The organism is Bacteroidales bacterium, assembly GCA_021648725.1.
GTDB lineage: Bacteria > Bacteroidota > Bacteroidia > Bacteroidales > JAADGE01 > JAADGE01.
Map to the genome: position 1 here is coordinate 23,332 of JAKISF010000024.1, position 15,972 is coordinate 39,303.

8 protein-coding genes are annotated in these 15,972 nt (G+C 32.5%); all 8 read left to right on the forward strand.

Annotated elements, in window-relative coordinates; translation table 11 throughout:
- Positions 1 to 273 precede the first annotated feature (273 nt).
- Entirely contained in the window at positions 274 to 765 is a 492-nt protein-coding gene (locus tag L3J35_09650; GenBank protein MCF6366450.1) for a hypothetical protein, read from the forward strand.
- Positions 716 to 5,053, forward strand: coding sequence for a PKD domain-containing protein (locus tag L3J35_09655; GenBank protein ID MCF6366451.1), 4,338 nt, complete (start codon positions 716 to 718; stop codon positions 5,051 to 5,053). Before L3J35_09650 ends, L3J35_09655 begins: the two co-directional genes overlap by 50 nt.
- A 6-nt stretch (positions 5,054 to 5,059) precedes the next feature.
- Positions 5,060 to 6,076 (forward strand): PorP/SprF family type IX secretion system membrane protein, encoded by a 1,017-nt coding sequence (locus L3J35_09660; GenBank protein ID MCF6366452.1) that lies wholly within the window; start codon positions 5,060 to 5,062, stop codon positions 6,074 to 6,076.
- A gap of 13 nt (positions 6,077 to 6,089) precedes the next feature.
- Complete coding sequence (locus tag L3J35_09665) at positions 6,090 to 8,162, forward strand: OmpA family protein (protein ID MCF6366453.1); 2,073 nt, start codon at positions 6,090 to 6,092, stop codon at positions 8,160 to 8,162.
- 18 nt (positions 8,163 to 8,180) lie between these two features.
- On the forward strand, positions 8,181 to 9,266 hold the full coding sequence (locus L3J35_09670; protein MCF6366454.1) for a hybrid sensor histidine kinase/response regulator: 1,086 nt from the start codon (positions 8,181 to 8,183) through the stop codon (positions 9,264 to 9,266).
- Positions 9,267 to 9,497: 231 nt separating this feature from the next.
- On the forward strand, positions 9,498 to 11,537 hold the full coding sequence (locus tag L3J35_09675; GenBank protein ID MCF6366455.1) for a T9SS type A sorting domain-containing protein: 2,040 nt from the start codon (positions 9,498 to 9,500) through the stop codon (positions 11,535 to 11,537).
- A gap of 226 nt (positions 11,538 to 11,763) precedes the next feature.
- Positions 11,764 to 13,635: a T9SS type A sorting domain-containing protein gene (locus tag L3J35_09680; protein ID MCF6366456.1), complete on the forward strand. Its 1,872-nt coding sequence runs from the start codon at positions 11,764 to 11,766 to the stop codon at positions 13,633 to 13,635.
- Positions 13,636 to 13,662: 27 nt separating this feature from the next.
- Positions 13,663 to 15,717: a LamG domain-containing protein gene (locus tag L3J35_09685; protein ID MCF6366457.1), complete on the forward strand. Its 2,055-nt coding sequence runs from the start codon at positions 13,663 to 13,665 to the stop codon at positions 15,715 to 15,717.
- The last annotated feature ends 255 nt before the right edge of the window (positions 15,718 to 15,972 follow it).

Consider the following 15,972-nt stretch of genomic DNA (forward strand, 5'->3'; position numbering starts at 1 on the left):
TAAAATAATTATGTGTCAAACTATGAAATTGTTCCTTCCGGTATAATATACTAATTATTGTTTTGATTGTTAGTGCGTAAAAAAACCTACTGTATCCGTAATGGACAATCAAACAGTGCATTGCGACGATTCTGTGATTAGGTGTTTTAACATGCTTTACATTTACTTGTTTTTATTGAGTTTTTTATCTCTTAAAGTGTAATGGTTGCAGGTGTACCTTTGTAAAAGCAAAATTTAATTCAGAATTATTAACTTATTATAAAATATACAATCATGAAAAGAATAGTCAGTTTAATATTAACAGTAGCTTTACTGAGCATGTCAGTAAGTTCATTCGCTTTATCAGCAAAATTATTTCCGACTCGGAAACCTGATAAATCATTTAAAGTCAGCAGTAAGTCCCGAACAATAGAGATGAGAAAAGGACAGACTTATCACCTGAAAATGAAGTTGCGTAAAAACAGATACTATTTTATATACTTAAAAGGTAAAAAGAAACTGGGCCCCGTTCAGTGTATAATTACTATACCGGAGGAAAGTAACAAAGTAGTTTTTGATAACGCAGCCTATGAGTTTGAAAAAAATATTCTTTTCTATAACAAGGATGAAAGAGATGTAGTTGTTGAAATCAAAACTATGCCTTGTTGCTACGAAAGTAAACTGTCAAAAAAACAAACTGTCAAATTAGTATTTGCAAATAAAAAAATAAAAAAAGATGAGATATATAATACTGACAACAGTTATAATCTTTATGCTGTCAACTAAATTAAAAGCACAAATAATTGCAGATTTTTCATCAAACATTACATTTGCTTGCAATTCTGCTGTTATATCTTTTACAGACAACTCAACACCATCATCCGGTTTAACATATCAATGGGATTTTGGTAACGGGAGTACATCTGTTCTGAGGAATCCTTCGGTAGCATACACAATGCCGGGTAGTTACACGATAAAGCTTGTTGTATCAGACGGAGTAAGTACAGATACTGTTATAAAAAATGATTACATAAATATTCATAGAATACCGGATGTCCAAATTTCCTTGGATGACAATAACTACTCGGGGTGTGCACCTTTAATTAAACAATTTGGCGATCAAACAATTTTGGGTGACGGAAATATTATTGATTGGATTTGGGATTTTGGAGACGGTAATTTAAGTAATGAACAAAATCCTCAACACGTATATTTATTTCAAAGTAATTATAGAGTATCTCTTACCGTAACCGATATTAACGGTTGCAGCGATGTGGGGTATTTAGATACACTTATTTCCGTATATAAACCATATGCCGATTTTTTGGCAGGTTATACTTATTCTTGCACCTCTGAACAGAATGTCAGTTTTTATAATAATTCCTATGGTGATGGTAATTTATTATATTTATGGGATTTTGGAGATTCAAATATTTCGAATGAGAAAAATCCTGTTCATACATATAATTTTAACGGAAATTTTGATGTATCTCTTGTAGTAACCGATGAACACTCCTGCACAGATACATTGTTGAAAGAAAGCTACATAAACTTATCGGGAGTTGATGCAAGTTTCACAATTAACGAGGATACTTTATGTTATGGTGAAGAATTAAAAGTTACGAATACTTCTGTAAATGCTTATAGTTTTTTGTGGGATTTTGGAGACAGTACAGTTTCCGAGCAGAAAAATCCCAGCCATATTTATACTGAGTCCGGAAATTATAAACTTACTTTAAAAGCAATACATATTTCAGGATGTGTAGATTCCTGCTCCGTTGATATTAATGTGGAAAAAGCTACTGCTGATTTTAGTTTGTCGGACAATTATGCTTGTGAAGTTCCCGTTACTATAAATTACGAAAATCTTTCACAAAATACCGTAAGTTATGAATGGCATTTCGGAAACGGAGATATTTCGTATGAAAAAGACCCTTCTGTAGTATATACTAAAAACGGGATTTATAACGACACCCTTATCGTATACAGTTCTAAGGGATGTAAAGATATAAAAATAATAGACAGCAGCTTGGTTATTCGTGTTCCTAAAGCCTATTTTACACCTAACCAATTTGCTGACCCCTGGGAAATTAAGGGATGTGCACCACTAAGTTTGAATTTTTACGATAATTCATATTATAATAGCGAATTTGACAGTATTGCTACTTTTGTTTGGAATTTTGGTGACGGGGTACAAAGCAACGAAAAAAACCCTTTACATATTTATGAAGATGTCGGAGAATATCTTGTCGAACATTATTATATTACATATAGGGGGTGCGTTTCTTCACCTTATTATTCTGAAATAAAAACAGGTACTAGACAAACAGCTGATTTCTATAAAAATATGCCGGATACAATTTGTGCATCCCAAGCTGTCGATTTTTTTAACAACTCTCAAGATTCAGTATTGGTAAACGAATGGTATTGGCGTTTCGGTGATGGGGAATATTCCTTGAAGGAAAATCCTACACATATGTATATCGATACAGGCTATATGAATGTTAAGTTACAAGCATATCACAATGGTTGCGGTGTTGCTGAAGAGAAAAAAAACTTTATTTACGTGAAGGGCCCTGTTTTGAGCCCGGAGTATAGAATAGATTGTGACATGCCTTATGTTGTTACATTTGACGGAAATGTTAAAGATGCAGATAGGCTTATATGGGATTTTGGTGACGGCTCTTCGATTGACTCTGTTAATTTTTATCCGTCTCATTCATATCCTGATAATAAAGCATATACGTACAGCTTGACTGCAGTTAATTATAAAAACGGTTGTTCGCATAATTCAAGTAATATAGTTGTTATTAAAGACATAAAATCTGATTTCTATATGGATACCACATATGGCTGTGAGAATCTAAGAGTCAAAATAAACAGTAAAACTTCTCAAGATGAGTATTATTTTAAAAATGATAATACTTACGCTTTATATCTTTGGGATTTTGGTGACAGTACAAGTTTGCATACAAATTCTTACGAAATTTATCATACCTATAAAAAGAAGGGAACTTATAACTTAAAATTATTTGTAAAAGATTTCAGAGGATGTGAAGACAGCCTGACTCGAATAATTAAAATTTATAATCCGGAACCGGAATTTAATGTAAAAAATATTGAAGGATGTGTGCCTATGAATGCTTCCTTTGAAAACCTATCTATAAATGACACTTTGGTTGCAAGTTGGCTTTGGGATTTTGGAGACGGTACATTTTCTGATGCAGAAACCCCCCTTCATATATATAATAAACACGGAATCTATGATGTAAAACTCAAAATTACAGACACCTTAGGCTGCATAAATGAAATGCTTAAACCTAATTATATAGAAGCAACAAATCCTATACCCGGTTTTATTGCTGATGATAATACAGTCTGTTTTAAAGATACGATATCATTTATTCCTAATGACACAAGTAAGGTATCATCTTATTTTTGGGATTTTGGAGACGGAAATTATTCTTCCGAAGCTTTTCCGAAGCACATATACGATTCGACAGGTTATTATACAGTTTCTTTGACTCTGGTAGATGATAAAGGCTGTGATTCTGCAAAATATATAAGTAATTATATAAATATACAAAATTATCCGGAACCTAAATTTTCGGTAACAGATTCTGAGGCGACTTGCTACCCTTTGTTTGTAAGTTTCTCGGATACTACTAATAATTCGGATATTGCTGATTGGCAATGGGACTTTGGTGATGGAGAAACATCTTCACATCTTAAATTTCCGGAACATATTTATACAAAACCGGGAGAATATGACGTATCTTTAAAATTAACGTCCACAAATGGATGCAAAGGAAATAATGTTAAAAATCAATATATTGTAATAAACGGACCGTATGCTCAAATTAATGTGACGGATACTGCATGCAAAAATTCGGAAATTACTTTTATTGCCGAAAATCAAAAAGATATATTTGAGAAGCAATGGATATTCGGCGACGGAGCTGCTTCAAATAATGATACCGCTGTCCATGCTTACAATAATACAGGCTATATATACCCTGTTTTGTTATTAAAAAGTGATAATCTGGGAACTTGTGATATCTACCTTAAAGATTCAATTTATATTCCGATACTAACCTCTGATATTAACTCTGTCAACAATCAATTTTCAGGATGTGTTCCTTTTAATTTTAACGGATATAATAATTGTGATGGTGCAAACACTTGGTCATGGAACTTCGGAGACGGAGCATACTCCTCAATATCAGCTCCCGAACACATTTATCAAAATGCAGGCAATTACAACATACAATTAATAACAGCAAATGATTTTGGCTGTACAGATACATCCGAAGCAGAGGTAGAAGTCTTTAATTTACCAAACATAACAACTCTTAAAGATACTTTAATATGCAGAGGAGACAAAATAAAACTTGAAGCAAATGGAGCACAAATATATGAGTGGCTGCCAAAAATATATTTAGATAATCAAAATACAGATACTCCCTATGCACAACCCGATTCTACGATTACGTATTATGTTACGGGAACTGATTTACATTCTTGTAAAAACGAATCTTCCGTAACAATTAAAGTACAACAAGAACCAAGGGTAAATCTGTCAGACACAACTGTAATTATAGGAGAACCTGTTATCTTAAATGCTTATTCAAAAGATATTGCAACATATAGTTGGTTTCCGGACTATAACATATCTTGTAATGACTGTCCGACAGTAACTGTTACACCTTTTGAACAAACATCTTACGAGGTAACCGTAACTGATACAGCAAAATGTTTTACTCTGACATATAATGCTGATATTGACATTGTAAGAGAATATACCGTAGATGTTCCGAATGCCTTTACTCCTAATGGAGACAGGATTAATGATGTTTTGTATGTCAGAGGATGGGGTATTGAAAACCTAAATTTCTTTAAAATTTTTAACAGATACGGAGAAATTGTTTTTGAAACAAACGATAAGAACAAAGGATGGGACGGAACTTACAAAGGAAAACCGCAAGGGGTTGAAACATACACTTATTGGGTTACCGTAAGAACTTATGATAACAGTCTTCTAAGCAAAAGAGGGACAGTCAAACTATTAAAATAAAAGATTATGAAAAAATATTTAGCAATAATATTTATACTCAATTTGGCGATATTATCATCGTGTACATATGCACAGGATATCCATTTCTCTAAGTTTTTCTCAGCACCCTTAATATTAAACCCTGCAAATACAACAAATTATCACGGAAACTGGAGCCTTATTTCAAATTACAGAAGCCAAGGAGCAGAGATAGGTAATGCCTATATTACTTCAACCGTTGCTTTTGATTTTCCCGTATATATAAATAAGGAAAGGGCAGGATTAGGTTTTATTTGGATAAATGACAAATCTTCAAACAACAGTATATTTGTTAACAAACTATTTTTAAGCAGTGCTTATTTTATTAGAATCTCACATAGATCATATCTGCATATGGGCTTGCAAGCAGGTTATGTGAGTAAAAAGATAGATTATTCAAATATCACATTCCCTGATCAATTTGATATGTCAATAGGGTATTTCAATCCCGACATACCTTCAATAGAAATTTTACAAAATGAATCTATATCTTATTTAGACTTAAATTGGGGACTAATTTGGAGTTATAAAACTCAGAAATTCACATCAGAAATCGGAATGTCAATGTTTCATTACAATAAGCCCGTAGAATCTTTCTCTTCGGCAGATTATCGCTTAAATCCGAGATATGTTTTTCATGCATTTACGGAAAAAGCATTTTTAAACAATTATTTTATAAAACCGAAATTAATTTATGTCAATCAAAATAAAGCATCCGAATTATTAATAGGCTTCGATACCGGACTTCTGTTTTTCGATAATAAAATCTCAAAAAATGCCTATATCGGAACATTTTTCAGAGGCGGTTTAAAAAGAAATCCCGATGCATTTATTGTAAAAACAGGTTTTAATTACAAAAATTTTGACTTTGCAATCAGTTATGATATCGAAATTCCGGGATATGAATTTTACTCATATACTAAAAGTTCTTTTGAACTGTCAATAAGCTACAAAAGACCGGAAACAAATATTAAAAATAAAACAATACCATGTACCGTTTTTTAAAACCCGTAAAATCATGAAAAAACTAATTATATTCACTGTTGTTTTTTTATATGCAGAAATTTGTTTTTCTCAAACAGACAACTTTAAAGAACTTAAAGACTGGCAATTAAAAGGCTATGCTCAAAGTGCGGAGTTATATAACGATGATATAACTGCTATAAAATATTATTCGGAATATTACAACCGAAAAAAAGACGACTTTGACATTGCATATAAACTTGCCGACCTTTATTTTAGCGTTAAAGATTATAAAAAAGCAAAACCTCTTTATTACATTGTCTATAAAAAAGATAAATTTAAATACCCCAAATCAATCTTTAAATACGGACAAACTTTAAAAGCTGAAGAAAACTTTGACAGTGCTGCCGTTTGTTTTCAAATATATATAGATGAGTTTATATACAGACTAAAAAAAAATGAACAAAATCAAGAACTTTTTTTAGTCGAGAAAGAGCTTAAAGGATGCGAAGATGCAGATTTTTTATCAGAATCTGATTCCGAAAAAATCACGATACAAAAATTAAATCAATCAATTAATACTTCATATAAAGAAGCATCTCCCGTAATCTGGAATGACACTACTTTAATATACACTTCATATATGATAGACTCTGTTCCCGTAATAAACATTAATACCCGCAATTTACCGAATGAGAAATATTACTCTGCAAAATTAACAGGCAACTATTGGCAAGGTGGCTTCCCCGCTCCTAAACCTTTTATTAACTTAAAAAAATTAAGTATGTCCGGGGGGGCTTTTTCTGATGACCGACAACGTTTCTATTTTGCCGCAGGAAAAAAAGACATATACGGAAGAATACACAGCTCTATTTATGTAAGTACATTTAAAAATGGGAAATGGTCAAAACCGGAAAAACTAAATGAAAAAATTAACCTGAAAAAATATATATCAACACAACCTGCCGTAGGCAAATGTTACAATCCCGACCTTGATGTCATTTATTTTGTATCCGACAGACCCGGAGGATACGGCAAAACCGATATTTGGTATACGGTTTACGATAAAACAACCCGAGAATATAAAACTCCTGTTAATGCCGGAAGTTACATTAATACACCCGGAAATGAAATTACCTCGAATATTAATAATGATACAAAAGCCCTTTATTTTAGTTCTGACGGACATTCCGGATACGGAGGATATGATATTTATAAAACATTCGGTGAACTTGTAAATTGGATTCCTCCCAAAAATATGGGTAAACCTGTAAATTCCTCTTTTGATGATATCTGGTTTACACAATTTAAAAATAATTCAGCCGGCTTTATTGTCTCAAACAGAGACAGTAACATAAATACGCAAACAGGACATTGTTGTTATGATATTTTTAAATACGGAGTTATAAATAAAAAAATAATTGAAATTTCTGATACTATTTTTGAAACTGACAAACAAATTTACAACGAACTGGCAAAAAACAAAAAAGCAAAAAACAAAATAAAAAAGATATCTGCTAACACAATAGTTAAACTGCATATTAAAAACAACGATAACGGTAAATATATTTGTTTAGCAACCGATACAACCGATAATAACGGCAAGTTTCATTTTAAAATTGATAAAAATCAGAATTACAAATTGACAATTGAAAAAGAAAATTATACACCAATGTCTCTTATTCTAAACTCTGATAATTTAATTCACAATAAATCTGATTTAAAATCTCTGACAATTATCCCCGTGCAAAAAAATCCTGTTACTCTGCACAATATATATTTTGAATTCAACAAATGGGACTTAACAGAAAAATCAAAACTCTATTTAGATACTTTTCTGTATAAAGTTATGGAAAAAAATAAAGATATAGTAATTGAGGTTAGTGCACATACCGACGGAATAGGCGATTCGGGATACAACTTAGCATTATCTGAAAAACGTGCAGAAAGCGTTGTTAAATATTTAATGCAAAAGGGTATCAATAAAAACAGGCTTATTGCAAAAGGCTACGGAGAAGAAAGTCCTATTGTACCGGAAGTTTTAAAAAATGGTGAGGATAACCCTAAAGCTCGTGCAAAAAACAGAAGAATAGAATTCAGAGTCATTAGTGTGTTAATTAACCAATAATTAATTAAAAAAAATTCTATGGAAACAATACTTATTGTTGAGGATAATCAGCAAATCAGAAGTGAAATGACTGATTTATTTAAAATGGAAAATTTTGAAGTAATTGAAGCTGCCAACGGATTAGATGGTTTTATAAAGGCTGTTAACAATTTACCCGACATAATAATTTCAGATATAATGATGCCGGTAATAGACGGTTATAAAATGTTCCAAGAATTGAAAAAGAATCCTATGACAGCACAAATCCCGATAATATTTTTGTCAGCTCTTTCTACTAACGAGGATATTCGAAAAGGAATGAATATGGGGGTTGAGGATTATCTTACCAAACCGGTTGATTATGACGATTTAGTAACAACAACGGAAAATAAATTAGAGAAATATTCAGAATTTGAAAAAAAGTACGAAATAATAAAAGCAGATATTACTAATATTCTGTACCATGAAATAAACACGCCATTAAATGCCGTTATCGGCTTTTCAGATTACTTAAAGACACAAGTACATGTACTTTCAAAAGATAATATAAAAAAGATTGCCGACAATATATATAGCGGAGGAAAAAGGTTACATAAGTTGGTTAAAAGATACTTAATCTATTCTGAATTAAGAATGAATTCAACAAACATTTCCGGAATAAAAAAAATGAGAAACTGCGATTATATAGATACAGTTAAAGTTATTAACGAAGTAACTGATTTAGAAAAATTTAAACACAGAAAAGAAGATTTTGAAATTTCGACAGAACCTGTTGAATTAAAAATAGAAGAGCACTTATTTAGACTTTTAATTGAAGAACTGACAGATAATGCTGTCAAATTCTCTTCTTCCGGAAAAAAAATATCTATAAATACATACATTGAAAACGGCAGCTATATCCTTAAAATTAAAAATCAAGGATCAGGCTTATCAAAAGAAGAAGTTATGCAAATTAACGACTTTAACCAAATAAACAACCACAAATACGCACAAAACGGATCCGGCATAGGTCTTTCAATTGTAAAAATGATAACAGATATCTACGGCGAAGACTTTGAAATAGAAAGTATTCCAAAAACATTTTTCAGTGTAATTCTTTCTTTTAAAAGATTTATAAAGAAATGATAAACTAAACGCTGCACAAAACGATTTTCATAATTCAACAAAGTTTAGTTTGATGAGGGTGAATACAATTTTCACCCTCGTTTTTTATACATAAAACCTGTTAGGTATTAATACTCAATTAGAAATATACTGTAATTTAGGTTTTTCCGCCCTTAAAAACAGCTTGAAAACAGTCTATATTTGTATAAAAAGAAACTGTTAATTATTTATATAAATTTAAATCTCAAAGTCATGAAAAACTTATTTTACAATCTCAGATTAAAAAGCACTTTATTATTTTTAAGTATAATAATGTTAAATGTTAACGTAAATGCACAAAATTACTGGACAGGAGGGAGCAACACAGACTGGAATAATACGGCAAATTGGTCAAACAGTACAGTTCCGGATATAAATACCGATGTTATTATTGAAGGTACTGCAACATATTTTCCCGTAATAAATACCCTCGGAGACTCTTGTAATTCGTTATTAATTAGAGATGGGGCAAGTTTAGATATTCAATTAGGAGGATACTTATATATAGGAACAGACTTGACCGTAGGAGAAGGCATATCAGGAATATTAAATTGTTCTGATGAAACGATAGACGTGTCCGGAAATTTAATTTTAAATAACAGTGCAGGTATTTATATGACAAATTGCAATATTAATGCACAAAGCACTTCCTTAAACGACACAAGTTCTGTTACATATTCCGGAACCGATATGCTAATATGTAATTGGAACTACGGAAACCTTGTTTTAAACGGTAGCGGAATAATGCAAATTACCGGAGATAATGTAACTCCTACAATATGCAGAAATCTAACAATAAACAATACGGGAAATTCTTTAGTTATACCTGTAAATAAAGCTATTACAGTAACAGATACGATTATTAATAATGTAGGTTATTCCGGAATTATTATAGAATCAGATACCTCAGGAGACGGCTCTTTAATTAGTAATAGTCCAAATATTAATGCCACAGTAAAAAGATATATTGCAGGAAACAGATGGTATTATCTTTCTTCTCCTATTGATGCTGCACCTGTCAGCCTTTTTAATACAAACAATCTGCTCTGGTGGGATGCCTCAATCGAATGGACGGGAGTAGGAGATTACACTCCGTGGAAAGGAGTATCCGACACAAGCCTGCAAAATGCAACAGGTTACGCATACTATTTTTATGAAGACACTATCGAATATAAAGGCAATATAAATGTCGGCAACTACACAATTACATTAAGAACAAGTGCAACAGGATTATCCGATTATCAAGGCTGGAATTTAATAGGAAACCCCTACACTTCTATCTTAGATTGGGATGTTTTAGTAGCCGACGGTGCTGTTCCTGCAGATGCCGAAGATGCAATATACTTTTTTGACGATGATGCCGGTGACGGTTCACAAAACAATTACAGGTATTATGTTCCTTCAACAGGCGGTACATACGGTGTAGGAACAGCAGATGCTACAGGTAAAATCCCTCTCGGACAAGCTTTCTTTATTAAAACAAATACAGATAATGTAAATTTAACAATTAACAATACATACAGAAATCATAACACACAAGCATTTTACAAAAATAAAACCTTAGAAATAATCAAATTGCAAATTACGGGAAATAACAAGTCTGATGAACTGATATACAGAATAGTAAAAGATGCATCTCCTTATTTTGACGGAAAATATGATGCAATAAAACTGTTTTCCGGTAACGAAGATATACCTCAAATATATAGTTACAACAAAGAAAATGATGAGAAAATTGCAATAAACTCAATACCTGCTATAAATAAAGACACAAAACTTTTCATAGGATTTAAAGCCCCTGCCGGTCAATACAGTATAAACATACAAGATTTTACTCTTCCGGATACTGACGGCAAATTATACTTATTTGACAGCTACCTTAAAAACTATATTGATATTATTCAAAATAAAGAATACACCTTTGAACATCAAGGCGGAGAAAACAATGACAGATTTGTTCTTACTTACAAGAATACATACTCTGACATTAGTGATTATGACTTAAATGAAATAAAAATTTATCCGAATCCCGCAAAAGATTTCTTAAACGTAAAATACATAAATAATTATTTATCCGAAGAAACCAAAACTATAGAAATTTTATCAGTTACCGGTAAAACTGTTTACTCTTCGGAGCTAAACAATAAAACAACGACAATAAACCTTAGAAACTTTTCCGACGGAATTTGGTTTTTAAAACTGACAGACAGCAACAATAAAACTTATACAGAAAAATTTATTATCCGTAAATAACAAAACAATTAAGTTTTTTCATAACAGCAGATAGTTTTTAATTAATAACGAGGGTGAATATATCATCCTCGTTTTCTATTATAAGAAATAAAGTTCTGAGTATTATTACCCAATTTATAAACGCTGTTTTATATGGTACTTTTTACTGTAAAAATAATATCTGCAAATATATAACTTTGAAAATGATTTTAAACATAAAATATTTATTCATTTAAAAAAATATAAAATGAAAACATTACAAAAACAAAAACTTACGGCTGTTTTGACAGTGTTTTTTATTTCAATCTTGGTTTCCTTTACCTCAGAAGCTCAAACGGAACTTAAAATCCCCGATAACAGAAATTTTATAGTTTCAACAGGCACTTACTTAAAAATACCCGGAAATATAACAATAGGAAACGGAACTTCAGGAACATTTAAAACAAACGGAACAAATATTACCGTAACAGGACAACTTAACCTCAATGCAGGCTCTCAGTTAAACTTAACATCAGGAACATTTACAATAGGAAGCACAAACATAAATGCTTCAAGTACCGTTATTTATGACGGAAATAACCAAAATATTAATAATTGGGCATACGGCAATTTAATCCTAAACGGAACAGGGAGTATGACTGTTACGGGCGATACCGCAAGTCCCACAATTACACGCAATTTAACCGTAAACAATACCGGAAACATATTAAAAATTCCGGAAAACAGAGCTTTAACTGTTCTTGATACACTTACCAACAATGCCGGAACAAACGAAATTTCAATTGAATCAAGTTCTTTGGGGGACGGCTCTTTGATATCATATACAGAAAATGTTGATGCTACCGTAAACAGATACCTTACGGGATACCGATGGCACTATATATCATCCCCGATTGATTCTGCGCCGCTGACACTCTTTAATACCAATAATTTTATGTGGTGGGACGCATCAATGGACTGGGCAGGAACAGGAGATTTTAATCCGTGGAAAGCTTGGAATACAAACCTGGAAAATGCTCGCGGATATGCCTATTACTACTACGATACAACAATTCCTTACGAAGGAAAAATAAATGTCGGAGATTATAATATTACTCTGAGAATGTATACTTCCGGAACATTAGATTACCAAGGTTGGAATCTTATAGGCAATCCTTATACATCCGTATTAGATTGGGATGCAGCAGTTTCAGGAGGAGCTGTTCCTGTCGGTGCAGAAAATGCAATATATTTTTTTGATGATGAAACAGGAGACGGAGCCCAAAGTAATTACAGATATTATGTCCCGTCAACAGGAGGCACATATGGTGTAGGAACTGAAGATGCTAACGGAAAAATTCCGATGGGACAGGGTTTCTTTGTTAAAACAAATACTGATAATGTAGTTCTAAGCCTAAATAAAACATACAGAACACATGCTGTTCAAACATTTTATAAAACACCTTCAGATGAATATATAAAACTTCAAATTGCAGGTGATAAGCATGATGAAACAATTGTTCGTATTATTGATAACTCAACAAACGGTTTTGATCCCGATTTTGATGCAAGGAAACTGTTTCCGTTTGACGAAACAATACCTCAGATATATATTATCGGCACAGATTATAAAAAAACAGCTATTAACTCCCTGCCTGTTATACTGCCTAACACAGTTATAAAATTGGGAGTAAAAGCAAGTGAAGGCGAATATGATATAAAAATTAAAGATTTAAACTTCTTCAAATATGATGTTTTTTTAGTTGACAAACAAGAAAATACTTATACTGATCTTAGCGAAGATATTTCTTACAAATTCAACTATTCCGGAGGACAAAATGAAAATAGATTTTTTCTTACTTTTCGCTTACCCGCATCAGACATTATAACCAATTTATCAGAATCTATAAAAATATACCCGAATCCTACAAACAGATATATTAAATTCATAAATAATTCAAATGTGCTGTTTGAATCCGTAAAAATAAATTCAACCGACGGAAAAATATGTTATTTAAATAATCATCCTGAATCAATCAATGAAATTGACTTATCAAAATTGTCAAACGGAGTATATTTTCTGGAAATAAAATTATCTGACGGAAACTCATACAGAAACAAAATTATATTAAAAAAATAAGATATTAACCCTATAAATATTTAAGTCATGAAACAAATAAAATTAACATTTACTATTATTTTGGCAATCTTCTTACAAACTAACATTTCTTTTTCACAAGGAATAGCCGTAAATGATGACGGGACCGATGCCGACCCGTCTGCAATTTTAGATATAAAAAGCAATGCAGGAAATCAAGGTATCCTATTGCCTCGCTTAACAGAACTTCAAAAAAACGGTATAACTACACCTGCCGCAAGTTTACTTGTATATCAAACCGACGGTACGAAAGGTTTCTACTATTACAACGGAACAAGTTGGCAATTACTGGGACAAGACATAAAAAAATATGCAGACGTAGCAAGTGCAGAAGCAGCAGGAGGTAACGATAATGATTTATGCTATGTAATTTCAAATGAAACATTTTATAGATACGAATCTTCTGCCGCAATTTATACCGATGATAATAAATACATACTGTCCACAGCCGACGGTTTAGATTCAAGATGGTTAGGAATTTCGGGAAAATACAATCTTTTTGATAATTCATTAGAGCCCATAACACATTTAGATGCAACATCAGGAAGTGCAGTCATAACCGAATTAAATAAAATTTATTATATCATGGCAGATACAACCACAACTACCATTACAATTCCTGATGCTACATTAGCTAAAGAAGGATTTTATCTGAGACTTTATAAATGCTCCGGCGATGGCATTTTGAATATACAGACAACCGGAGGACAAAATATTGACGGAGACAACCCTGCACAGATAGTAAGTATAGGAAAAGGTTTCTTTATAAAGTCAGACAGCGGAACAGAATGGCTAAAAATTCAAGACAGCAGAAGGTATATACCTATAGTTATAACAACATCTGTTGATTATACTGCTACGGATAACTGGAATTTTGACTATTTGCTTGTAAATACGGATGCCGGAGATGTTAATGTTACCTTACCTGCTGATATATCAGATTTTCCTGAAGGCTCTTCAAGAATGTTTTTTAATACCGGCTCAAACAGATTATTTGGGATACCTAACGGACATACAATCGATGGTTCTACCGAAACACGAGTTATTGCTCCGGGAGGTTACGTTGAATTACAAAAAATTAACGGCTTAATAAGAATAGTAAGAGAAAAAAATCTGACAATCAAAAAAACGCCGACAGATATTGCCAATTTAGAATGCTGGCTGGATGCATCACAACTAAGCGGAACTGACGGCACAGCAATACCTTCTTGGACAGATCTGGCAAACGGACATATATTTTCAGCCCTCAGCGGAGAGGAACCTGTATTAAAAACAGGTATTCAAAATAATAAAAACGTTGTTCGTTTTGACGGTATTAATGATGTAATGAGTGCCGGAGACATAGAACTCCACAATAACTTGCAGGGACTGACAATAATTGCTGTTGTTAAACCGGCAGATACCAAAAGAATGGCTATATTATCTAAATATTTAACCTCTCCGGACAACAGAGAGTTTGCCTTCGGTAACTCTAATAACTTTTTGTTTGAAGATTTAACATGGGGAAGTTACACTTACACAAATATGAGTATGAACCTTGACGATTATCAAATTGCCGAATTCGTATGGACTCCGGGAAAACCATTCGAGTTATATATAAACGGAGTATTAGTTGCAACAGCCAACAATCCTGTAACTGATATCTCTGACGGAACGGCAAATTTAAAATTGGGTTGCGGAGATTATACAAATGTCGGTTTTTGGGACGGTGATTTTGCAGAAATTATGATTTACTCAAATGCTGTTTCGGAAACAGAAAGAAAAGCACTTAGAGATAACTTATCCGTAAAATGGGATATAGACCCAATTGTAATAGCAAACGGAGGTGCAAAATATTGGCAAAGAGACGGAAATACAAATACTATAAGTCCTGATGTGGCAAACGATAACCTGGATATAGGAACCGGAACTTTTACCGGCGGCACTATAAATGCGACACAATTACTTAATGCTCCGGTTTTATCAGCCCCTCCGACAAGCCCGCAAATAGGAAGTATATATTTTGATACGACCGACAGTAAGTTAAAAGTTTGGACAGGTATTGCTTGGGAACTTTTAAATTAGCATACCAAACATTTCATAAAATTGTTTAGATGTTACCTTAAATTTAAATAGTAGATTCCTACAAATGTGTAAAGTTGATTCCCTCAATCTTTTATTTGACGTCAAATAAAGGATTGAGGGGAATTTATTATATTTATCAACTTAAAACACAGAGTCATAACAAAATAATTGTTAAATTTAACGAGGTTGCTGTTGGCAACTTGTTTCTAAATATAGACCCTAAATTTGACAATTAAATTGTATCTTTGCACTTAA